The organism is Rhizobium cerradonense, assembly GCF_030182455.1.
Taxonomy (GTDB): domain Bacteria; phylum Pseudomonadota; class Alphaproteobacteria; order Rhizobiales; family Rhizobiaceae; genus Rhizobium.
This window is the reverse complement of sequence record NZ_JAQJCK010000025.1, coordinates 14,457-37,387: the sequence shown is the minus strand read 5'-3', so window position 1 is coordinate 37,387 and position 22,931 is coordinate 14,457. Positions and strand designations below refer to the sequence as shown.

General features: G+C 56.0%; 15 protein-coding genes and 4 pseudogenes. 8 read left to right on the top strand and 11 right to left on the bottom strand.

Translation table 11 applies throughout. The features are described from left to right. Nucleotides 1-84: 84 nt before the first annotated feature. The 4 genes and pseudogenes from PH547_RS30445 to PH547_RS30430 all read right to left on the bottom strand — a co-directional run bounded on the left by PH547_RS30445 (nt 85) and on the right by PH547_RS30430 (nt 5,250). Nucleotides 85-1,560: pseudogene (locus PH547_RS30445) on the bottom strand (NAD-dependent succinate-semialdehyde dehydrogenase). 419 nt (nt 1,561-1,979) lie between these two features. Continuing rightward, nucleotides 1,980-3,269, bottom strand: coding sequence for a citrate synthase (gene gltA, locus PH547_RS30440; protein WP_184805953.1), 1,290 nt, complete (start codon nt 3,267-3,269; stop codon nt 1,980-1,982). Between the two features lie 144 nt (nt 3,270-3,413). Next, nucleotides 3,414-3,593 carry a hypothetical protein gene (locus PH547_RS30435; protein ID WP_184805951.1) on the bottom strand — a complete coding sequence of 60 codons (180 nt, stop codon included), beginning with the start codon at nt 3,591-3,593 and terminating at the stop codon, nt 3,414-3,416. Nucleotides 3,594-3,657: 64 nt separating this feature from the next. After that, nucleotides 3,658-5,250, bottom strand: coding sequence for an isocitrate lyase (locus PH547_RS30430; protein WP_184805949.1), 1,593 nt, complete (start codon nt 5,248-5,250; stop codon nt 3,658-3,660). Nucleotides 5,251-5,374: 124 nt separating this feature from the next. On the opposite strand from PH547_RS30430, the gene PH547_RS30425 reads away from it, so the two are divergent. From PH547_RS30425 to PH547_RS30395, 7 genes and pseudogenes are all read left to right on the top strand, one after another. After that, nucleotides 5,375-6,772 (top strand): helix-turn-helix domain-containing protein, encoded by a 1,398-nt coding sequence (locus tag PH547_RS30425; RefSeq protein WP_184805945.1) that lies wholly within the window; start codon nt 5,375-5,377, stop codon nt 6,770-6,772. A 202-nt stretch (nt 6,773-6,974) separates the two neighbouring features. Continuing rightward, nucleotides 6,975-7,952, top strand: a pseudogene (locus tag PH547_RS30420) (MFS transporter). A gap of 523 nt (nt 7,953-8,475) precedes the next feature. After that, complete coding sequence (locus PH547_RS30415; RefSeq protein ID WP_245462489.1) at nt 8,476-8,763, top strand: hypothetical protein; 288 nt, start codon at nt 8,476-8,478, stop codon at nt 8,761-8,763. Then, entirely contained in the window at nt 8,760-10,166 is a 1,407-nt protein-coding gene (gene hxsB / locus PH547_RS30410; RefSeq protein WP_184805942.1) for a His-Xaa-Ser system radical SAM maturase HxsB, read from the top strand. The genes PH547_RS30415 and hxsB overlap by 4 nt, the downstream gene beginning before the upstream one ends. Next, on the top strand, nt 10,163-11,245 hold the full coding sequence (hxsC, locus tag PH547_RS30405; RefSeq protein ID WP_184805939.1) for a His-Xaa-Ser system radical SAM maturase HxsC: 1,083 nt from the start codon (nt 10,163-10,165) through the stop codon (nt 11,243-11,245). The genes hxsB and hxsC overlap by 4 nt, the downstream gene beginning before the upstream one ends. Beyond that, a complete protein-coding gene (gene hxsA / locus PH547_RS30400) occupies nt 11,242-11,865 on the top strand; it encodes a His-Xaa-Ser repeat protein HxsA (RefSeq protein WP_184805936.1) in 624 nt (207 codons plus the stop codon). Before hxsC ends, hxsA begins: the two co-directional genes overlap by 4 nt. 12 nt (nt 11,866-11,877) lie before the next feature. Beyond that, complete coding sequence (locus PH547_RS30395) at nt 11,878-13,056, top strand: hypothetical protein (RefSeq protein WP_246802359.1); 1,179 nt, start codon at nt 11,878-11,880, stop codon at nt 13,054-13,056. A gap of 765 nt (nt 13,057-13,821) precedes the next feature. Here PH547_RS30395 and PH547_RS30390 read toward each other — a convergent pair. From PH547_RS30390 to PH547_RS30380, 3 genes are read right to left on the bottom strand one after another with little or no spacing between them, the layout of a single operon-like run. Beyond that, nucleotides 13,822-15,729 carry a protein kinase domain-containing protein gene (locus PH547_RS30390; protein WP_120764214.1) on the bottom strand — a complete coding sequence of 636 codons (1,908 nt, stop codon included), beginning with the start codon at nt 15,727-15,729 and terminating at the stop codon, nt 13,822-13,824. Further along, nucleotides 15,726-16,496: a PP2C family serine/threonine-protein phosphatase gene (locus tag PH547_RS30385; protein ID WP_245462488.1), complete on the bottom strand. Its 771-nt coding sequence runs from the start codon at nt 16,494-16,496 to the stop codon at nt 15,726-15,728. Before PH547_RS30385 ends, PH547_RS30390 begins: the two co-directional genes overlap by 4 nt. Continuing rightward, complete coding sequence (locus tag PH547_RS30380; RefSeq protein ID WP_004122927.1) at nt 16,493-17,173, bottom strand: vWA domain-containing protein; 681 nt, start codon at nt 17,171-17,173, stop codon at nt 16,493-16,495. Before PH547_RS30380 ends, PH547_RS30385 begins: the two co-directional genes overlap by 4 nt. A gap of 808 nt (nt 17,174-17,981) precedes the next feature. Between PH547_RS30380 and PH547_RS30375 the strand changes: the two are divergent. Beyond that, nucleotides 17,982-18,385, top strand: a pseudogene (locus PH547_RS30375) (transposase family protein); the annotation flags it as partial. Nucleotides 18,386-18,558: 173 nt separating this feature from the next. Here PH547_RS30375 and PH547_RS30370 read toward each other — a convergent pair. From PH547_RS30370 to PH547_RS30355, 4 genes and pseudogenes are all read right to left on the bottom strand, one after another. Beyond that, complete coding sequence (locus PH547_RS30370) at nt 18,559-20,328, bottom strand: GNAT family N-acetyltransferase (protein ID WP_285170279.1); 1,770 nt, start codon at nt 20,326-20,328, stop codon at nt 18,559-18,561. Continuing rightward, the gene (locus PH547_RS30365) at nt 20,325-20,804 is read right to left on the bottom strand and encodes a coproporphyrinogen III oxidase (RefSeq protein WP_246802373.1); all 480 of its coding nucleotides are present in this window, start codon (nt 20,802-20,804) and stop codon (nt 20,325-20,327) included. Before PH547_RS30365 ends, PH547_RS30370 begins: the two co-directional genes overlap by 4 nt. A 417-nt stretch (nt 20,805-21,221) precedes the next feature. Further along, nucleotides 21,222-22,100, bottom strand: a pseudogene (locus PH547_RS30360) (DUF7146 domain-containing protein); the annotation flags it as partial. 578 nt (nt 22,101-22,678) lie between these two features. Then, nucleotides 22,679-22,900, bottom strand: a complete 222-nt coding sequence (locus tag PH547_RS30355; protein ID WP_120764208.1) for a hypothetical protein — start codon at nt 22,898-22,900, stop codon at nt 22,679-22,681. Nucleotides 22,901-22,931 lie beyond the last annotated feature (31 nt).

Genomic DNA, 22,931 nt, shown 5'->3' with positions numbered 1-22,931 from the left:
CCGCCGAACAAGTTTCGACGGCAGCCTCTTTTTTGTGAGAGACTGGTATCAACAGCGTCAAATCGCGGGAGGTCGTAATCCGCGTCAGAGGCCACCCAGGCAAAGGTACTTCATTTCAAGATAATCCTCGAGGCCGTGACGAGACCCCTCACGTCCAATGCCTGACTGCTTGATCCCTCCGAAGGGTGCAGCCTCCGACGACATGCGGCCGGTGTTGATGCCGACTATCCCGTATTCCAGCGCTTCGGCCACACGTCAGACCCGCTTGAGGTTCGAAGCATAGAAATAGGCGGCGAGGCAGTAGATCGTATCGTTAGCGTCTCGCACGACTTGCTCAGGGTCGTCGAAATGGATGATTGGTGCCAGAGGACCGAAAGTCTCTTCCTGGGCGATGCGCATTGAGCTGACGACATTTGTAATCACGGTCGGCTCAAAAAATGTTCCGGACGTGCCGATCTGGCGCCCACCACATCGCACTATTGCCCCTTTTTTGACAGCGTCGTCGACATGCGCTTCGATCTTTGTCAGAGCATGATTGTCGATCAGAGGCCCGATCGCGGTGTCCGGTTCAAAGCCGTCGCCAATGCGAAGTCTTCGCGCGTGCGCGGTGAACTTTTCAGCAAATTCGTCATAGACGCGTTTTTGGACGTACAGCCGATTGGCGGACACGCAGGTCTGCCCAGCATTGCGAAATTTGGCTTGGATCGCGCCATCGACGGCGGCGTCGATATCAGCGTCGTCGAAGACGATGAAAGGCGCGTTCCCGCCGAGTTCGAAGCTGATGCGCTTAATCTGGTCGGAGCACTGGCGCATCAGCAATCGGCCGACTTCGGTCGACCCGGTGAAACTGATCTTTCGCACCTTTGGGTTTGAACACAATTCACGACCGATAGCGTCACCCTCTGACGCATAGACCAAATTGACAACGCCCTCCGGGAAACCAGCTGCACGCGCGAGGGCGAACATGGCCCCGGCAACCAGGGGCGTTTGCTCGGCGGGCTTCAAGACAACGGTACAGCCAGCGGCAAGCGCCGGCGAAATCTTGCGCGCTACCATCGAGGCCGGAAAGTTCCAAGGGGTAATGGCGCCGACAACACCGATTGGTTGCTTGATCACCAGCATACGCCTGTCATTGGAGGGCGCTGAAATGGTCTCGCCGTAAATGCGGTTAGCCTCTTCGGCGTACCATTGAAGATATGCCGCCGCGTGCAAGACTTCCGACTTCGCCTCTCCGAGTGGCTTTCCCATCTCGGCCGTCAAGATCACCGCAAGATCGTCGCTATGTTCGAGGATCAGCCGATGCCAGTTCCACAGTATGTCGGAGCGCTCCCGGGCGGTGAGTCCAGCCCAACGCCCCTGGGCAGCATGCGCCTTGTCAATGGCGACGGAAACCTCTTCAGCGCTCATGTCCGGCACCTCGGCCAGCAGGTCACCGGTGGACGGGTTAAAGACTGCAAAGCGCTTCATGGATGTAGCCGTGTGCGTGCTCGGCTCGGAGGTTAGGCGGAGGAATTGCTCCGGATTTTTCAAATGCCTCGTTAATGCAGCAGTGAGCGTCATCTCCGTTTTTCCTCTTCCGATCGTCAACGTCTACAGCTTTGTTTATCTGAACGTTTATGCTGAACGGGGACGCCGGAGCAATGGTTGTTCATGATCGTTGCGGTCCAGGTGGCGCGCAGCTTGGCTGAGGGCAATCAAGGCATCGATTTCCACTTTTGCACCTTTCGGCAACTCCTCAGCCTACCAGCAGGGGTAGGGGGTCTCGAGGGGCAGCATGATACGATTGACGTCGGCGAAGTCGCTGAGTTCAAAGAGCAGAACGTGTGCTTTCAACGTCTTGGCATGCCAGCGCTAGACCTTCGCAATTGAAGCAAGATTCGTCAGGCACATTGGGCCAGTTCGACGACTTTTGCATTCGGCACTTGCTAGGTCGCGGCCAGCATTGGGGAGCCGGGCTTTCGCTTCGTCAAGGATGTCGTTCAGCGCTTGGAAACCGGAACGTATTCGCGCAGCGGTGCGCCGGTATAGAGCTGGCGCGGGCGGCCGATACGCTGATCCGGATCTTCGATCATCTCGTTCCACTGGGCAATCCAGCCGACGGTTCGGGCAAGCGCAAACAGTACCGTGAACATGGTCGTGGGGAAGCCGAGCGCCTTCAGCGTGATACCGGAATAGAAGTCGACATTCGGGTAAAGCTTCTTCTCGATGAAATAGTCATCGGTCAGCGCGATACGCTCCAGTTCGATCGCGATGTCGAGCAGCGGATCGTCCTTGATGCCGAGTTCGCCGAGGACCTCGTGCGCCGTCTTCTGCATGATCTTGGCGCGCGGATCGTAGTTCTTGTAAACGCGATGACCGAAGCCCATCAATCGGAACGGATCGTTCTTGTCCTTGGCGCGGGCGATATATTCCGGAATGCGGTCGACCGTGCCGATTTCCGTCAGCATGTTGAGCGCAGCTTCGTTGGCGCCGCCATGGGCCGGCCCCCAGAGGCATGCGATGCCGGCGGCGATGCAAGCAAAGGGATTGGCGCCGGAAGAGCCGGCAAGGCGAACCGTCGAGGTCGATGCGTTCTGCTCATGATCCGCGTGCAGGATGAAGATGCGGTCCATGGCGCGGGCAAGCACCGGATTGACCACATATTCCTCGCAGGGCACGGCAAAGCACATGCGCAGGAAGTTCGATGCATAGTCGAGATCGTTCTTCGGGTAAACGAAGGGCTGGCCGATATGGTACTTGTAGGCCATGGCGGCAAGCGTCGGCATCTTGGCGATCATGCGCAGGCTGGCGACCATGCGCTGGTGCGGATCGGTGATGTCGGTGGAGTCGTGATAGAAGGCCGACAGAGCGCCGACGCAGCCGCACATGACGGCCATCGGATGCGCATCGCGGCGGAAACCGGTGAAGAAGCGGGACATTTGTTCATGCACCATGGTGTGATGCACGACCCGATAGTCGAAGTCCTTCTTCTGGGCTGCGGTCGGCAATTCGCCGTAGAGCAGCAGGTAACAGACTTCGAGGAAGTCGCCGTGCTCGGCAAGCTGTTCGATCGGATAACCGCGATGCAGCAGAACGCCTTCGTCGCCATCAATAAAGGTGATGCTGGACTCGCACGACGCAGTCGAAGTGAAGCCAGGATCATAGGTGAACATCTTCGTCTGCTCGTAGAGGGATCCAATGTCGAGGACGTTCGGACCGATCGTGCTTGATCGAAGTTTCAATTCGGCACTATGGCCGTCGACTAAGACACAAGCATTGTTGTTATCCATGATATTTTTCCTCAGGGCTCGCTAGCTGGGAACTAACAGCTGCCGAATGAACTGATCGGTGTTCTCAATTGTCTTCCCGCAGAGGGGGTTCGGAACGCAACTCTTCGAGCGCAATTGCAACGCGCGATTACAAGAGCTGCGATCTTAAGATATCCGGCCGAGCCGGTGATGCAGGTTTGAGTATTTTACTGCCACTGGCTCGTTTTTCACCAGATGCAGATAGTGGGCGACAGCTACCCGGATGAGCTCAAAGTCCTCTTGCGAAAAGACAGCCCGCGGTCGCTCCAGCAAGATCGGTTTCTTTTTCTCTTCGTCGTTCGACATTTCTTCCTCCGATAAGGCAAAGGAACGCAGGCCTGCTGCAGGTCCCTTGCAAGGTAGGTCTGCATCAGGCCGCAAACTGGTTCATGGTGTTATTAGCTCCGCCGGCCTTAAGCGCCGCTTCGCCGGCAAAATACTCTTTGTGATCGTCGCCAATGTCAGAACCAGCCATGTTCTGGTGCTTCGCGCAGGCAATGCCCTGGCGGATTTCCTTTCGCTGGACGTTGGCGACGTAACCGAGCATGCCCTGCGCGCCGAAATATTCTTTGGCGAGATTGTCGGTCGAGAGCGCCGTGGTGTGATAGGTCGGCAGCGTGATCAGGTGATGGAAGATACCGGCGCGTTTGGAGGCGTCATGCTGGAAGGTCCTGATTTTTTCGTCTGCTTCGCGCGCCAAATCGCTGTCGTCATATTGTTCGCTCATCAGCTTGGCCCTGTCGAACCCGGAGATGTCCCTTCCTTCGCTCTGCCAACCATCAAAAACCTGCTGCCGGAAATTCAGCGTCCAGTTAAAAGAGGGCGAGTTGTTATAGACCAGCTTGGCATTGGGGATCACCTGCCGGATGCGGTCCATCATGCTCGCGATCTGTTCGACATGAGGCTTTTCGGTCTCGATCCACAGCAAGTCGGCGCCATTGTTAAGCGCATTGATGCAGTCAATGACGCAGCGGTCGGCGCCTGTGCCTTCACGAAACTGATAAAGGTTGGAACGCAGCCGCTTCGGCCGCAAGAGCTTCGAGCCGCGCGTAATCAACACGTCGCCGTTGGAGGGTGGCTGGCCGGTGACATCGTCGCAATCCAGGAAGCCGTTGTACTGGTCGGCGATGTCGCCTTCGCTGACGCTGAAGGCGATCTGCTTGGTAAGGCCTGCGCCGAGTGAATCGGTGCGAGCCACGATGATGCCGTCGTCGATGCCGAGCTCGAGAAACGCGTAGCGGCATGCGCGGATCTTGGCGACGAATTCCTCGTGCGGAATGGTCACCTTTCCGTCCTGATGGCCGCACTGCTTTTCATCGGAGACCTGGTTCTCGATCTGCAGCGCGCAGGCGCCGGCTTCAATCAACTTTTTCGCCAGCAGGTAGGTTGCTTCGGCATTTCCGAAACCTGCATCAATATCAGCAATGATGGGAATGACGTGGGTCTGATGATTGTCGACCGCCTGAACCAGCTGCTGTTCCCGCGCTTGGTCACCCTCCACCCGGGCTTTGTCGATTTCCCTGAACAACATGCCGAGTTCGCGTGAATCTGCCTGGCGCAAGAAGGTGTAGATCTCCTCGACAAGGGCCGGCACGCTCGTTTTTTCATGCATGGACTGGTCGGGGAGCGGACCGAACTGCGACCGCAGTGCCGCAACCATCCAACCTGAGAGATAGATGTAACGGCGTTCCGTCGTGCCGAAGTGCTTTTTCAGCGAGATGACTTTCTGTTGGGCAATAAACCCATGCCAGCATCCGAGCGACTGCGTATATTTGCTCGGGTCTTGATCATAGGCGCCCATGTCCCGACGCATGATCGCAGCGGTATAGCGCGCAATGTCTAGACCGGTTCTGAATCTGTTCTGAAGGCGCATGCGAGCGACAGCTTCGGCAGTGAGGCCGGACCATGCGTGGTTTTCGGCAATCAAGGTTTTGGCTCCTTCAACACTATCTGAATACGACATTTACTCCTCCAAGGGTCGGCCAGTTGTGTGCACTGCAATAGCGGGTCGCCGTTTTCTTTTCAGCCGGTGCCTTTGTGATGTTGTCAAACTTTACAGTGATCCTTTGTAATGTTGTAATCGGCGTATGGAAAAACTCGGCGTTTATCTCGGTCCGCGACTTCGACGGTTGCGGAAAAATCTTGGCCTCACTCAAGCCGACATGGCATCTGACCTCGATGTCTCCCCTTCTTATGTCGCGCTCATGGAGGGGAATCAGCGACCGGTTACGGCCGAGATTCTTCTGCGACTTGCGAAGACCTACAGGCTCGACATGTCGCTCTTTGCCGACGACGGCACGCCCGAAATCCTTGCGCGACTACAATCGACCATGAAGGATCCAATATTCAGTGGCATAGAGATATCACCGCTCGAAGTCGCAGACGTGCTCAGCAGCTTTCCGGGGTTTGCAGAAGCGATGCTGCGGCTCTACACCTCGTACAAGGAGGAACAAATTGTTCTTGCCGATCAACGACAGGCCGCCCTCGACGGAGGGATCGATGAAGGAGCAGATCCTGTTGCGGGCGTGCGACGGTTCCTCGCAGCTCGACGTAATTGCTTTCCTGGCCTTGATGTTGCGGCAGAAAAGTTGGCGGCGGCGGTGAAGGAGGCTGGCGGGCTTCCATTCTATCTTATGCAACGTCACAATCTTCGAGTGAGACGATTACCAACGGAGATCATGTCAGGATCGGTCCGCCGACTGGACCGACACAGGCATGAGGTTCTACTTGACGACTGCTTGGATCTGGCAAGCCAAAACTTTCAACTTGCACAGCAACTCGCCTATCTTGAATCCGAGGGCGATATTCAAAAGTTCATTCAAGAAGGCAATCTTGCGACAGAGAGTGGGCGACGATTAGCGTACCGGGCGCTCGCAGGCTACTTTGCAGCAGCCGTCGTCATGCCCTACACGCAATTTGCCAAAGCGGTTGAAGCGCGCCGCTATGATGTCGAAGCGCTCTCGCGTCAATTTGGCACCAGTTTCGAACAGACGGCACATCGGTTGACCACACTACAGAAGCCCGGACAAGAGCGGATCCCCTTCTTCTTTATCCGTGTGGATTCTGCAGGCAACGTGTCCAAGTGCCTCGACAGCGCAAATTTTCCCTTCGCACGACATGGCGGTGGTTGCCCCCTTTGGACGTTGCACCAGGTTTTTACAACGCCGAGGACGGTGGTAACGCAGTGGCTAGAGTTGCCGGATGGCCAACTATTTTTTTCGATCGCTCGAACCGTAAGTTCCGGGGGAGGTGCCTTTGGACTTCCGCGCGTCGATCGGGCCGTGGCGCTGGTTTGCGAAGCCAGCCACGTCGAACGTCTGGTCTATCATAAGGACAACACGTCCGTTGTGCCAACGCCGATCGGCATTACCTGTCGTCTTTGCCAACGCGATAGCTGCACATCCCGGTCGGAACCGCCAATCGGCCGACAGATCTTGCCTGATCATTACCGGCGCACGGACGCGCCATTTGGGTTTTCCGACTGAGGATGGGGCCGCAGGAGGTGCGCCCTCGTGTTGTATCGGCGCCAAGATGGAACGAATTCGGATCGGCTCCGCCGTTCAATCCGGGATCGTGGCATGTCACTCCTAAAGTGACGCTCTCTTAGTCCAAAAGCTTCCCGCCAAAGGGCGTCAACCTGTCTATTAATGCAGGTTTCCTGTTCATCAACGTTGTCGGCACCGCTGAATAAATCCTACGTTTCGCGCCATCTGGCCCGCCAATCAGTTCTCCAGTCTCGGCCGGCTAATACAAGCGGTTGCGATCAGTTGGCTGATGGCGACCCTTTCGACCTCGGATGTGATGGTCGCATTGGTCCAGGCGTCTTCAACGTCACCTGCATTCATTCTGGCCATTTTCGTCGGGGCGATCGCTGACAACTTTAGCTGACGTAAGGTGATGATCATTGGCCGAAGCCTTATGATGACCGCATCCGCCATGCTCACGCTTTCCGTTGCTTTCGGCGAAACTGATCCGTGGATCATTCTCGGTTTCAGTTTTCAGGCTGGCTGCGGCATTGCTCTCCACGATCCCGCCTGGTAGGCATCGGTCGGGGATATCGTCGAACGGTCCCACCTGCCGGGTGCGGTCACGCTTATTTCTGTCGGGTTCAATACTGTTCGCAGTGTCGGTCCCGCACTGGGAGGGATCGTCGTTGCCTCAGCGGGGCCCCTCTCTGCCTTTGCGATTGCGACATTTGGTTTTGCAGTTCCGCTGATCACCTTGTGGCAAAATAAATGGAAAACGCTTTCCTCATCCTTGCCGCGTCAGGCGATGTTTACAGCTATCTGTGATGGCTTCACCGCTGTGTCCTCAGAAATCAAGGGAACGGTTGCACAGAGCCACTCGCTTTCGGTCGCATTTGGCTGCTCCACGGGCTGGCTGAGTGCCGGGCCGAAATCAAGTGGATCGATACCTAAAGGAACTGGACGCTTTGAAAACGGCCAAGGCAGGAACCATAAACATGATGACCCAAGATCAAGAAATTGCCGTGCATCGCGTCGCCGAGGTTATGCGCGGTTCCAATTCGGCTGTGGGAGGCCTTGGCCGCTGGCCCGAAGGCTGTCGCCGCAGCTCAGCGTGGTTTGCAAAAAGCGCCGGCGTCTCCCATCATCCCCCAGCTCGACTTCAGCTGTTTGCAAGACATCGGTTCGCATCGGCAAATAGCGTATGGTAAATCAATCAGTGGTAGAGCTTCGTGCTACAGCTATTTCAAAGTGACCGTTGCAATATCAAAATTGCAATTCTACTATGGCTTAGGCGAATTTTCCTTTCATTCGCCAAAGGTGGCTGCACGAGCAGTCACCTTTGGGCCACCAATCGCCCCTTCGAGGCGGCCCTTCCTTTGTGAGACGTCAACGGCATTTCGAATATTGGAACGAAAAGGATTCACATCGGCAAAGTGTTAGCCGCCGTAACCGGCAAGGTCGCCATCAAACCACGCCTCCCTGGCTCCTCTGCGATTCGGTGCCAGACAAGGAATCACGAGCGTTTCCTGCTACGGCAAGAGGGCAAATCATGAAAGCACTCACTGGAATAAATGTGGTAATTGAGAACCTGGTCGAATGGATACTTGGTTTGGGATGTCGTGCGCCGGGGGCTCGAAAGCGAAATTCAGTGCAACCCTCTGGTGTTTGGATGCCAGCATGGCTACAATCTCAATCGTACGGAATGGGGAGGCTGCACTGACGTGAAACCGCAAAACTCTCACACCTCGTCCCCAGAGAAAACTCGCCGCAGTGCGATCGAGCTCGATCCGACATTCCGTCCATATCTCGCAGTGGCTATTGTTCGGTTCAGTGCGTCGCATCCAGATACAGAAATCGAAATATCGCAAACCATCAGCCTGTTGGATAACGGCGTAGCGCCGAGTGATCTGCTCGTTCGAGAGTTCCACCACTGTCTGTATCGCGAGAAAATTTATGCCGAGACGCTTCCGCTCAGGCGTGCCCTGGTCGACGGTGTCCTCGGGCGATGACCGTATTTCCCCTTAAGTTCAAACCGTTCGGCGCCGGCTATCTTTTTGCGGATGATGCGGGCGGTTACTTCAAAGCCGACGCTCACTTTCTCAATCGCTATGCGACCGGAAAGCTGACGGCACTGGATAGGGGCTTTTTTGAAGCAAATGGTCATGCGTTCAATGAGATCGACGATCCAGCCTATATGGGATTTGCCTACCGGTGGGCCCAACGGTTGCACCGTCCTCAAGAGCTGAATTACGTCATTCTCGTTCCGACCCTCCGTTGCAATTTGGCATGTGCCTATTGCCAGGTGTCTCGGGTGAACGAGAGCACTCCGGGCTTTGATTGGACGGATGAGACGCTTGAGCGCGTTCTCCGATTTCTCGATGCCATGACGTCCGCGAGCGTCAAAATCGAATTCCAGGGTGGCGAGCCACTGCTCCGATTAGACCTATTGGAGAAGGTTCGTGATTTCGCTCGCCGCAAGTTCCAAGAAGTTTTCTTTACGGTATGCACCAATCTGCAATCAGTATCGGAAGAAGCTTGGGATTTCCTGGATGCCTCGGACGTCTTCGTGAGTACGTCACTTGATGGCGAATTTTCGACGCATGAGCGGCAACGAACCGTAAACGCCAAAGACACGCAGCAATTCGTATCGAACCTCAGCTATGCCATCGAGCGCTTGGGGCAGGGAAAGGTCTCGGCTCTCCCGACGCTAGACATCAACCAGTTGCCGAGCGTTTCCGAGATCACTGATACGTTTGGTCGGTTCGGATTTCGGTCCATTTTCCTTCGACCAGTTAATCATCAGGGTTTTGCCAGAAAACGGTTTCAGACCACCGGTCTCGAAGACAAATGGAATGCCTACCATGCCGATTTTATCGACGCTCTGATCGAGCACAATTGGACCGCTAGGCAGCCGGTCGAGGAGTTCTATTTCACACACTGCCTGCGCCGGGTTCTGCGTGGCGGCCACAATCAGCAAGTCGACCTTCGTAATCCGAATATTCTCGGCCGAGACTACATCGTTATTGACTACGACGGCACCTTCTATCCGACGGATGAAGCCAGGATGGTCACGAGGGTCGGACAGGTCGATCTTAGCATTGGCAATCTTTGTGACGGCATCGACCAGTCCAAGCTAGACGTGCTAAACGAAAAGTCTTCCAATTCATTCCATCCCGACTGCATCCATTGTCCATACCAAGCCGCGTGTGGTGCGGACGTTGTTGACGATCTATCCCGTTATGGGCGCATCGATCTACCGAAGGCCGACACAGCCTTCTGTCGCCGTCATACCGCAATCTTCGACAAGATCTTCGAGCTGCTCTATTCGGCTGACGAGAAAGTCCAAAAGAGCCTTGCGATCTGGGCCGGAATTCCGGAGTTCGATCCGTCACTGGCGCCGGTACACACATGATCGATTTGCGGCTCAAGATCGATGACGTCCCGATCGACAATCCAAGTATCGTTCGCTTGCGCTCGGACGCGGTGGATAGTGAATATGATGCACTCCTGATCGACAGAGATCAGGAAAGTCAAACCTTCGATCTCGCGGGTTACTCGCTTCGCGTCCACTGCGGTCCCGAAACCGATCTTGACGGTGACGTCCTGCTTCTAGTTCCTGGGCGAAGGTCCGCGCATCGATTGGTGCGATCCCGGTCGAGACACAACACTTTCTTGGTCACCGAGCAATGCGACCAGCTCTGCGTCATGTGCTCGCAGCCTCCAAAGAAATATCACGCCGACCTCTTTGACCAGTTCACAGTCGCCGCCACCTTAGCGCCGGAAAACGCTCGAATCACCATATCTGGCGGCGAACCGCTGCTGCACAAAGGAAGGCTGTTTCAATTTCTTCTAGCAGCCGCGAAAGCCCGGCCGGATGTCTCATTTCATGTTCTGACCAACGGCCAGTTTTTCGAACCGGGCGACAGCGCGCTGCTTGATGAAATTGGACGAGATCGCGTGTTGTGGGGCATTCCACTGTATGCGCCTTATGCGGGACTTCACGACAGCATTGTTGGAAAATCCGGAGCCTTTGAAACGCTGTCGTTGAACTTGACGGCGCTGATGAGGGCGGGGGCAGCGGTCGAGCTTCGTACGGTTGTCCTCCAGCAGAACTGGGATGTGTTGCCACAGCTTGCGAACTATGTCTCGACTCGGCTTCCGTTCATTGACGTATGGGCGATCATGCAACTGGAAAATATTGGCTACGGCAGAATGAACTGGGCGCATTCGTTCAAGGATACGTCGCTGGATTTCGGCCAACTCCGCATGGCCATTAACCTCGCGATTGGGCGCGGTATTCAAACTCTTCTTTATAATTTCCCTCTTTGCAGTGTCCCTCCAGGGTACCGACATCTGGCACCAGGAACGATTTCAGATTGGAAGAACAAATTTTTGGAACAGTGCAGGGGATGTTCGCTGCGCTCTACTTGTGGTGGATTTTTTGAATGGTATAAAGCTGATCAGGGGTTTGGGGGACTCTCACCACAATGAAGAAGCGCAAGATCTACCTGGTGCCGTCGTTGATCGCGGCCGGTTTCATGCCATCGAAAGGTGACGCTGCGCCGATCACCGGCCTTACCGAAAAGAAGCCGGCCACCACCTTGTTCGAACGGTTGCGGGTCAAGCAGGTCTATACCCTTGCCGGCCATAGCTCGCATTCGAGCCACGCAAGCCATGCCAGTCACGCAAGCCACGCATCCTCAGCTGGAGGTGGATACGTCCCACGGGGCGATTATGACACTGCTTATCCATCGCCCGATCCGACACCGCGCTATCAGCCCAACCCGGGGCCGGTCATCAGAAGTCTCCCAACCACTCCAAACTTACCGGCGACGACGTCAACTGGCACCTATTCGACGCAATCCTCTTCGACGAGCGCGCAGCCAGTGCCACTGAAGACGTTGCCAGGCAACTCGGACAAATTTCGCCGTATCGTCATACAGGTCCAGACCGCTCTGATCGCCTTTGGTTATTTCGGCGGCCCGATAACAGGTCAAGTCGATGCCGCCACGAAGGGCGGGCTCAGTAAAATGCAGGACGCGTACGGTCTCAAAGTCACCGGCACCATAACTCCGCAGGTCCTGTCGGCCCTGGGGATCGCGACGAACTAAACCGCCATGCGAATGAAACGGCGTTTCCTTTATACGATTATCACAATTGTTTTGTCTGTTTCGGTTTCGATGGGCGCCGCGACTGCTGCGGTCTCCTACCGTCATCTCTCCACGACGAATGGGACCACGATCCTTCTTGTTGAGGGCAGCTTCGAGACTGGCGATGATCCTCAACGCATCGCCTTAGAACTTGCTGCGAGCCCGGCCAAATACATCGCGTTTAATTCGGCGGGTGGCGATCGATCAATCGCGATGGCTTTCGGGAAGGCAATCCGCAAGACCGGCCTTCCGACGCTCCAGACAAAAGGCTCCCCTTGTCTCGAAACCTGCCTTTTGGCTTTTATGGGTGGCCTTAATCGTTATGCCGAAGATGAGAGCATAGGCATATCTGTAGAGACGTTTGCGACATCTGCGGAATCTGACGGTCGTCTCAATCCCTTAGTGTCAGCAGCCCTCAAAGACTACCTCGGCACGATGGGTGTAAGCGCTTCGCTTCTGGACGCAGCGTTGTCAATGCCGCTGGGGCAATCGAAAGAATTGAATCTTGTCGATATGGCGGGCTATCAGCTGGTAACGGCGCAGCTCAATGGAGAAAGCGCTTCGGCAGATGAAGTGCAGGACATTCAGCCTACCGATCAAGCAGGGGCAGTGGAAGTGTTCAATGAGTTCCAGCGGGTATGGTCGGGCTCGAGCAGCGAGGCGGTAGCCTTTCTTCGCAACGTCTATGCCGACCGCATCCAGTACTACGGAAAAGACCTTTCGCGAGAAGATGTGCTTAAGGAGAAGAGCGCTTTCGTGGACCGATGGCCGACAAGAATCTACACAGCGCGGCCGGGTTCAGTTCATGCGCTTTGTGCAGACAAGTGTTCAGTCTTCGGCGTTGTCGACTGGTACGCGTTCAGTGCAACCAGAAAAAAGGGTGCTTCAGGCGCAGTCAACCTGGCGCTGACTTGGGACCCGGTTAGTCGAAGGATAGTCAGTGAGACGGGCAGGGTCATTGAGACCGACAAAGCAGTCGCCGGGCCCGATCGTATAATCCGCCGTTGGATTCTCGACGCTACCGCCTGCTCGATTGGGAACGCTGTCGACGCGGAAGTATGCAAATCGCGCTCGATCCTGGAGGCCGATTTGAATAGCTCTGGATGGTGTGATCAGCGGGGATTGGGCTGGAGGCAGTGCGCCAGCCCGTGATCAACTACAACTAGCGGCCGCCCTCGCGGCGTGGAGTTTCGACTGACCGTGCTGCAGGAGTCGGTTTGCGAGCAACAGAAAGCACGGGACTGGAGGAAATCGTCCCAGGAGGCACCCAGCCAATGGCGTCGCCGGCGCTAACGTGGGTCCAACCCGCTTCTTGCTCCATAAGAGATACAAGGGCGTTCTGCCCAAGACTGCCGACAACGATGTACTTAGGACCAGGGCCGTCTCTGAGTTCAAGAGGTAGCCGAATGTAAGCGAACCTCGCGGCAGGGGGCGGGGTGGCCTTATCGAAAGGATCGACTGCAGGCGCGATGGTGGTCGCCTCCGATTTCTCGATGGAGGCGATCAATCCATCGAAGACGTAGGAATCAGGTTCAGGGGCGCCGCTCGTGATTGGCTGCGTGATCGGAAGCCCAGGGCTCGAATCGGTGCTTTGAGGCGTAGGTGCGGAGAAAGACGGAGCCGCTTCCGAAACGGATGTCGCATTCGCTGTACTGGAAGATGTGGGCGACGGCTCTGCACTGGCAGGAGTCGCGGTTACCACCGAAGTTTGAGACGCAGGAAGCGCATTTTCCTGAGCGCGTGTTGGGGTAGTAACCGGCGCTGTCACGATCTGATTGCGAGAGGGAATAAGTGACGAAACAGGGGCGTGAGACGCCGTTCCCGGCTTTGACGTCGTATTCGCTGCGAAGACAGCGCCCCCGATCATTGCCAGCATTACCCAGAAGTCTCGGTATGCTCCGGCCACGCGCGTCACCGTTACCCTATATCCATTTGGACTTGCTTAAGTCGCACATACGCTTCAACCAATTGCGGGGGCGGGTTCCTTCGCAGTTCGGAGGCAGTATCCAGAAGTTCCTTGAGCTCATCCGGAGCACGCCTCAGCTCTCCTTCCAGGTCAGCCCTCTGACGCGCTATGTCCGTTTTGACCTCATTGATAGCCTGCGGATCGGTGGCAATGTGACTATTGAATACAAATTTCTTTTCAACAGACGACGACCAATTCGCAAGGGCGTCGGCTTTTTTGGGACCAATGCCGGGAACGGCTAAAACCGAGCGAGTCTTCACATCCCACGCGCTGTCAAAACCAAACGACGAGAGCGTTACCGTCCTGCTCTGTCCAATGCCAGCGATTTTTGCGCGGGAGATCAAGTGCCCCTGCATGTGGCTCCTGAATTGAAGGTCTCTTTTCTTTCGCTCGAGCTCGGCGAGCCGTTCGCGTTCCTGTTCCGGAAGTTTGCCATGAGCCGAGGCCAGGGACAGATAGTGGCTTTTTCGTTTCAGGAACACGGCAGGCCCGGCGTGCTCTTCCCAAATTTTCTTCTTCTCCTCCCATGCTGCGGTAGCCGCCTGCAGTTCGACCCTAAATTCTTCCGCAGGACGGCGGGATCGGATCATCATTATGATTGATGCGATAACCAGAGCTGCACCCCAGAAGCCATTCAACTGGTTTGCAAGGAAAATACCTATCAGCAGTCCCGCAACCGAGGCGAAAAACGCCAGCTGCTTTCCACGTGAGAAGGATACCGCCACAGGGCTGCGGGTGAGATACGGAACCGCAATGATGCTTTCAGGTGCTGGGGGTTGGTTTGGTGGAGCGGGACGGTTGATCAGAGCAATGAGGTCACCGATGTTCAGTGTGGAAACAGTGCTTGAAATCTTCGCGGCGAAGAGGCTCCTGCCCATCGATTTCTCGAGGCGGCACCAGGGACACGACGAGCTCCGAAAATACGCATGCGATTTGTCAGCAGAGCACTCCAGCAAACCCTTCTCGACCTTGCCGAGGATTTGGACCCACGAGGTCGCATTCGGTCGACCGCCCGGAAGATCACCACTCTTTCCGAAAGCGGATTCGAATGCGTCGGAAACCTCCTTACCAAAGTCACCCAGCGCTGGTGTTAGCGGCGGAGGTTCCATACGCGTCTCAGCCCTGCATGCGCTATAGGCGAAACGGTGGTCGCCTATAGCGGTCGGGATGTCTATGTCGCCAAGACCGAGATGCTTCCCAGCAAACGGATGTCTCCCAAGAAAAAGCAGCTGAAAGATGAGGACGGCTAGACCAAAGTTGTCGTGGTTCGCCATCCGAACCACTTTTTCGAAGTCCGCGCCTCTCAGCTCAGGCGGCGTGTAATCCGGCACGCCTACGGCGCAGCGATAGACCTCTGGCCCCTTATTGAACTGAAACGAGTCGCTATCGATCAGAGTTACCATAGCCTGGTTTGAAACGAGGATGCCGGAGTGGTTTACGTCGCCGACCACGCAGCCCGTGCTGTGGATTGCAGCAAACGCGTTCGCAAGATTGAACGCGCTGCGCACCAGGAACCGGGCGTCGGCAGAAGGAAATTCCGTCCGCCTGCTGCCAGGCCCATAGAGTTCATGGATATTCTTAAAACCTGCGACCTTCTTCATGGAAAACCCCATGAACATTCCGCTCTTGTCACTGACAGTGTCGATCGGGAAGGCGACGATGTCGGTTGTCTTGTGGAGTGCGGCCGACGTCATGGCAAGGATTTTTGCTTTCCTCTCGAAGGCCCTGCCGGGATTATAAATCTTCACCGCCAAATCGCCCGCCTCGTGGACGTGGTAGACCGCGCCTTCGCCGCCTTTTCCTAGCATCCCGCCAAGCGTCAGCTTCCTCCCATCCGATCCGAATACGATAGTGCTCATTTGCGCACACCGAGTACGAGCGTCTTGTCGTCATCGGTTCTTTCGCAAACGGACGGGCTTTCAAGATATTCTCGCAGCGCCATCGACAGAGGAAGGTTCCTGCCGGCTTCCTCCGAAAGAGTCAGCGGCGTCAGCATCCGATTGAAAAATGGCTCATGAGCCGAACGATTTGCGCTATTGAGGACTAGACGTTCGATGCCGTCGGAGAAGACTGCAAATCGATCGACACGACGGTCATTTCGAACGAAAGTGAGATGCGGTTGGGGATCATCGGTGATGAAGCTGGTTGTCGATGCATATTCGCCTTGATACGGCCAAGACGGCACATCCCAGGCTTCGTCTCCTTCGTAGCGTACGACAGCCGCGCCATCGCCGATGTGAAAGATCACAGTACCGTTTTCAGACATGAGAGCAGCAACGCTTGTGGCCGCGAAATCGCGTCGCTGTGTTCCAGAGCGACTAGCCTTCGCGCTGATGTATTCGCGGATATCGTCTATCCAGCCCCAGACCATTTCTTCACGAAGCTGGGAGAGGGAGTGATTTGCGAGATATCCACGGATGAGCCGAAGCAGACCAATGCAGACTGATTTTGAACCAATCTGCGCCAGTTTTGCGCTTCCCGCACCATCTGAAACGATCACTGCCATGACGGTTTCATCGACGCTGGCTAAAGTCTCACTCAATGCAAAATCCTGACATGGCAAACCCGTCTTCACATGGGAGGTGCCACGAGCACGGGCCGCAGCCCATCGCCAGCCGTCGGTCATGCGATTGAGGCCCATCCGTCGGGCGTTGCAGGATTAGAGAGAGGAACGGCGTCACCGGGATTGGATTGCGAGACCGAGCTTAGAGAGCTGGAAAGCCACTGGAACAGATCTCGAAACCTGAGTTCCTTCAGCGCCAAAGGCTGGCGCACGCAGATATGGGAAAGCGTTTCGAAATTAGCGCCGTCGACGCCGACAGCAAAAAAGCTGAAGGCCTTTTCAACTTCTCCAGCCTTGACCTGCGCCGCCGCACTCTGCCAGGCGTCTGTTGGGGCTCCGTCCGTAATCAGGAAAACCCACGGGCGATAGTATGAGATTCCGTTTTGGCGATAGGAGTTCTTCCGGTCGCGCAGGAGCCGGAGGCCCTCCTCGATTGCATGGCCCATTGGCGTATCTCCCTGTGCGGCCAACTCGGGGACGATCCAGTTTTGCATGCTTGTAAAGTCGTTCACGATGGTCACGGGGCCGAAGGAGACTATGCCTATCTCAACGCGCTTAGATGCGAGAGAGTCCGCATAGAGTTCGTCTTTGAACTGGACGAGACCTTCATTGAGTTCCCTAAGCGGGCGTCCCCGCATCGAACCAGAAACGTCTAGCAATAAAAGGCAGGGACAACGCGGTTCGGGATTGTCCACGAACTCCGCGCCATCAAAGGGAATTTGCTCAAATGGATTTGGCATGTGGTTCTCCTCAAGCTTGTGAACAATGCATAGCAGCTCTCGCCGGCGCTGCATTTACAAAAGAGCGCTCAAAGATATTTTTTCGCCGGCTGTGGCTTTTGGGAAAAGCACCGGAACCGCGACTCTCGGGCTCGAGATGGCAGCATCGAGGTGTTACCGAAGTGCGCCGTGCAAAAGTGCAAGCAGCCAGGCGACGACTAGCACCCAAAACACGGCCGAGTACATTATTTCGCAAGTGCGGCTCCGATAGCGGCGCCCAGTAGCAATGACATTGCCGAATTTAGGAAAGTGATACTGAAACCATAAGATGGCCTTCCCGGGAAATAGAAATACCATCCACCAGAGTCGCGGCCGAGTGCTCGAGCCGCTTTGTGGTGAGGGGAGCTGGTGCATTGCCATCGCGATCTCGTTGCCTGCGGACTAAGATTCATCAGGCAGCATATACGAGTCTCTGGGAGAAGCTACCCAGGGTTTTTCTCACGCCGACGTTATACAATCATGATGTTCGATTTAGCTCGTGGACGCTGCCAACAGCAATCTTCTTCCCACCTGGGTTCGTATTGGTCGTTGGCGACCGCAGGGCGGTGAATCAGGCGGAGAACGCCATCGACACTTCCAAGCGTGCTCTCCTTTTTGATCACGGCGTGGAAGTGCCGAACAAATGGGCGGCGATCTCCGAATTTACGCGGACCAGGAGACTCCGAACCTCAAGCTAACAAGGGAGCCGTTGCGGAAGCCGCGGCCATTGCGCCTGGCCTATTTTGGAAGACCATTCGAAAGGATTGCGGTTTCGATGAGACATTGGGACGAATGGATGACTGAGGCCGGCATCTGGATCTCGCGCCGGAACGCAAGAAACGGGTTTTCCAGCCGCGTGGCCGGCGCGACTGCTTTGGCGTACTGGTGCAGATCGACGGGTCGCATCACTGTTGGTTCGAGAACCGCGGCCCCAAATGCGCCCTGCTCGTCTATATCGACGATGCCGCCGGAAAGCTTCTGCATTTGCGTTTGCCGGATCGGAGGACACGTTCGACTATCTGCTGCGACGAAGGCCTATCTGCAGCAATGGGGCAAGCCGCTGGCTTTCTATAGCGACAAGCATGGTGTCTTTCGATCGACACATCCGTGAAGAAGGACCGGACGAGCGGCCTGACGCAGTTCGGCCGGGCGCTTTATGAGCTGAACATCGACATCATCTGCGCCAAAACCCCCGCGGATCCTCCGATCCGACCAGGGCGGCGCGTCCCGACCTCGATCCCCACCATCCGTCGATGCCTGACTGCGGCCCTGGCCAACCGCCTGCAACGATGTCCGTGCTGTACAAGGGCCATGGACAGCCCGCGGCAAATCCGCAATTTATGACGCAGTAAGACTAGACGACCCCATCAGTCTGAATTCCCGGGTCGCTTCTCAGCAGAAATCAACAAGTCATCCTGGCTGGCGAGCCGCTTCTCGTAGAAAATCACGGCATACCCATGCAACATCCCCTCACCGCGGCGACTATAGCCAGACGTCTCATACATCATTTGAGCCCCGACTTGGATGGTTGTTGTTTCGAGCATTATGCACTTGAAACCTAGGGCAGCGGCGCGCAGCTCCAATTCACTAAGTATTCTCCTTCCAAGCCCTCGTCGTTGAAAGGCGGGATCGACCCGCATCCGCTTCAGCTCTGCAACATCATCTTCGGCAGGTTTCAGTCCACCCATAGCGACGAGTTGGCCGCCAATATGAGCAACTACAAAATCTCCGCCTGAGGCTAGATATACGTCCCCGACATTACGCAAATCATCCTCCCATGCCCCTTCCGGCCCATGTACACCAACAGCGTCGGATGCGCTTCGATGCAACCGCCATACATCGTCAGCATCTCCTACCTCGAATCGGCGAAAGACCACTTCGTCTTGAGACATTGACCATTTTCGCCTGATGTCGGAGATATGCTTGATCGAGGAAAATGCCGCCTCTAGCTTTGGTGCGCTCCCTAACAGCCGCTGCGACAACACATCCTCAATCCTTTCCGACATATCAACTCCAACAATTGGGAGACCCGGCCCTACCGTATATTTCAGGGCCGCACGACGATGCATCCGGGTAAACCGATCCAGCGCACAAACACAGGACGCGTGCAGCTCTCGGATTTCGCTGCTCTGGCGCTCCACGATGGACGAGACCGTTGCGAGCTTAGGGAAAGGCGCTTTCCCTTCAAGCCAGCTTGGCTGGGTTCTCGCGCGCACCTTGTCTGGCGATAACCAGCGAAATACGTCGTCAATGCATTTTTGAGGATAATATTCCGACAACCGATATACATCCTTGTAGAATTGCGGCTTCTGGCGCAACAGCTCTTCGCCGATCAGAAGAACCGAGACCGCCACGATGCGGGCAGAGAAACGACCGCTTGGGCCAAGCCTATCCTTGTAAGGGTTCTTTCCGTAAAACATGCGAAATTGCTCGAAAAGATCGTGCGACATATGTTCATAAAAACGTTCCAAAACATAAATGGCTGACTCCAGCGACTTCATGCACAGCGATAGACACTTGCGTGCATCTGCCGCGACCGTGTCTCGCAACTTAAGCAGAGCTTCTATTGCCGACTGTAAGTCACCCTCAATAAGTTGATGGCCGAGGCAAAAATCGCGCTCCTCGACCCCAGCTGAACCGAGGCAATATACGCGAGGATCCCTCTCCACTGGGTTGGTGAGGATCATGTCTTCATAGGAGAGGACATCAATGCTAGGCTGCCGCTGACGACTTAATTGTGCAATACGCATCAACGGTTCTCCTACCGCCAACTCCGCATCGACGGGACTGAGGCCGGCAAACGCGGACATCTGATAAGCACAATTGACGAGATACTGAATGTCTGTCTTAGCCACTCCGAAGTCGGACTGGGGCAGATTTATTAGCTGCGCCTCACAGTCTGTTCCCCGTATCATTGCGTTGATGCTCTGCCCAAGCGCCTTAACCGCTTCATCTGGCCGTTCATTCCCTTTGATCTGCGCAATATGGTGCGGGAGTTGCTCGGCGACGAAATCGCTGACAATCCCAAGCGGGCGTTTTGCCTGGCTGCGGTCGATGCTGTCGACCAGGTGAGAAAATATCTTTCGCGCCTGATGGGCGGGTCGATCTGGGATGGAAAAGGACGAGGTAAAGGTCATTGACGAGGTCCCCCGACTTCACCGAAACACAGCGTGCATTTTCGCACTTGAGCCGTACCGTCCCGCTGGCGAGTAATCGTGCTCTTCCAAGACGTCGGTCTTCTTGTCCCTATCCTGCTATCGTTGTAGGCGACCCGGTCAAGCACCTGGTCCGAGAAAAACAGCAGAGACACAGCGCCTGAATTGATGATGCCGGCGGAAGTCAGAGAAAGTACGCCGTCGTTAGAGATGAATACCAGGTCGGTCTCCTTCAAGATTTCAAGCTCGCGGGGAAAGTATTTTTCGAAGGGCACCCCAAACTCCCGTGCGAAGCGGGATAACAACACTCCGCCGCTTCGCAACGCAAACATTACTGTCCTGCGCATCAGATCGTCCTCTAACAGTGCGACACCTTTCCAAATCGGTTTATCGCCCGCTTCAACTCTAGTCAGATACCGATCAAAATCGGCCTCAATATAGAACTGGCACTGGCTCATGTAGCCAAATCCGCCAACCCCAAACGGCACAAGATTATTGTCGCTCCAGGAATCGTACTTGCAAGACTGTCGAAAGGAGTGCGATTGCGACGCCTTCGTCCATAGAAAATCGGCCCGTGACGATAGCCAAGTGCGGTGAGGATGTGCTCCGCCATAAAATGCATGATTATCCATTCCTTGGAGGCAAGATGGGTCTTGCAATCGTGGGTCGTGGGAGTTCAACAAACCCATTTATTCCAGTCCCTTTAATTTTGCCGAGCGATCGCTTCGCTCCTACCCGGCACGCAACTTCGTCGGCTCTCAACGGCGGGGCAAAGTTCATGCCAATTTGTATTTTGGCGCTAACAAATAGATTGTAGATTTCCTTTCAGTTACTTAGCGAAAACTTCGAGGAGGCCGGCTAAACAAGCCTACGTCCTAAATTCGCCAAAACAGCCATAAATTGTCGGACACCGTCGAAGGCCGCTGAGCCTCATCGTCGGGGACGAGTTGATCGCCGAGCCATGCCGCGAGGTGGGCCCGGCCGAGATGAAGCAGATCGTCGTTGAAGTCACCGAGCTGCGGCCGCAACACCAAGGCGAGGATCCCGGACTCGCCTGCTGGCTGAGACGTTCGATGCCGTGCCGGCCGGCAGAGTCGGCATCGGCTGCGATGTAGAGGCGACGGCAGCCAAGCGGAAGTCCGGGCCGGCGAGGTGATTGGCCGAGGTGGCGGCGGCCACCGGCAGCGCCGGCATCACCACCTTAAGCGAAGCCATCGTCTCGAAGGCCTCGCCGGCGGCCATGACCGGGACGGGCGCACCGGGCTGGTGGCCTAGCCAGATGCCGTTGCCAAGAATATCCCCCAGCGAGCGGCGTGGATCCGCGAGTTGCGCCTTGCCCTGACCCGAAGGATCAAGCCAGGTGCGCTGCAGGCCGGTGACAGCGGCAATTGGGGCAGGAAGAGTCTGCGTCTCGCCCGTAACGAGATCCCTGTAGTAGCAGCCGGGATGGAAGCGCAGCGCGCGCTCATGCGGGGAGAGCAGAATGCCGCGACCGGCGAGGTATCGTTCGGCAGCGTGCCGGCGATCGGCTGAGACATGGCGAACAGTCGACGCGCGGCCTTCGGGGAGCCGCGTTTCGCCGCTGGCTGGCGCTGCGCGCCTGGGAGCTGGGGAGGTGGCAGCGGCATGGAGAGGAAGCGACGTGCTTCATCCGCGACTTCGCGGAAGTCGACCAGACCACAGCTTTCGCGGATGACATCGAGCAGATCGCCAAATTCGGAGGTCGCCTCGGCTCGTCTCCACTGCACGATACGCTCGCATCACGACGCCCGCGAACATCAAAGCGGCACTGCCACCCAATCTGCCCTCGTACGCTGAAGTACGTGGGGCACATTCGATGGCAACTTTTCAGTGAACGAGCATGGAAGTGTGCATAGCCCTGAAGCCCAGAAGTGGCGCTACGAGCAGATGAAGGCCAATCTCGCGATCTCCGGCATGGAAGTCGATCCCGAGCTAGAAGCCATCACTGAGGCATGGGAAGCGAACGGTCAGGGGCCTGATTGCGCGTGCTGCACACTACCGACCGATCTCTTCGGAGAAAACCAAGATCAGGGCCATCTTGCTGGGGGTGGCCTTTTTCTTTGTCCGATGAGTCGGAACCTTCGACGGTGATTCGTCTTGAGCCGCGAATCACTTTTCGGAGGTATTGCGTCACACATGGCCCGAGATGTCGAAATTTATGCTCAGAAACCGTTCTCTAAACTCCCTGTCGATCTGCGGAAGGAAGTTCTGCAGGAGCTCTCGAAGCGGCTCCATTACGTCGCCCTGCTTGCCCGGGCGTGATGGACGATTTGTACCGAGACATGATGTCCGAGTCCCGGCATTAAGGGCGTCAGGGCAGTCGCTTCAAGAACCGAAGCCTGTTTCCCGGCGCAAACTCGATGACCTTGTCCTGCTCCAATGCGACGAGCACAGCCATGATCTCATCTTGCGTAAATCCTGCCGCGGTGAGTGGAACCCCGATGTCGAACAGGTTGATCATCATGTCGGGCTTCAGCTTCAGGGACCGAAGCTTATCCGTCAGGGCTATTTCGGTTTCTTCAAATCGGCTCATATCAGCTTCTTAACGCTTTTCCGGCTGGATT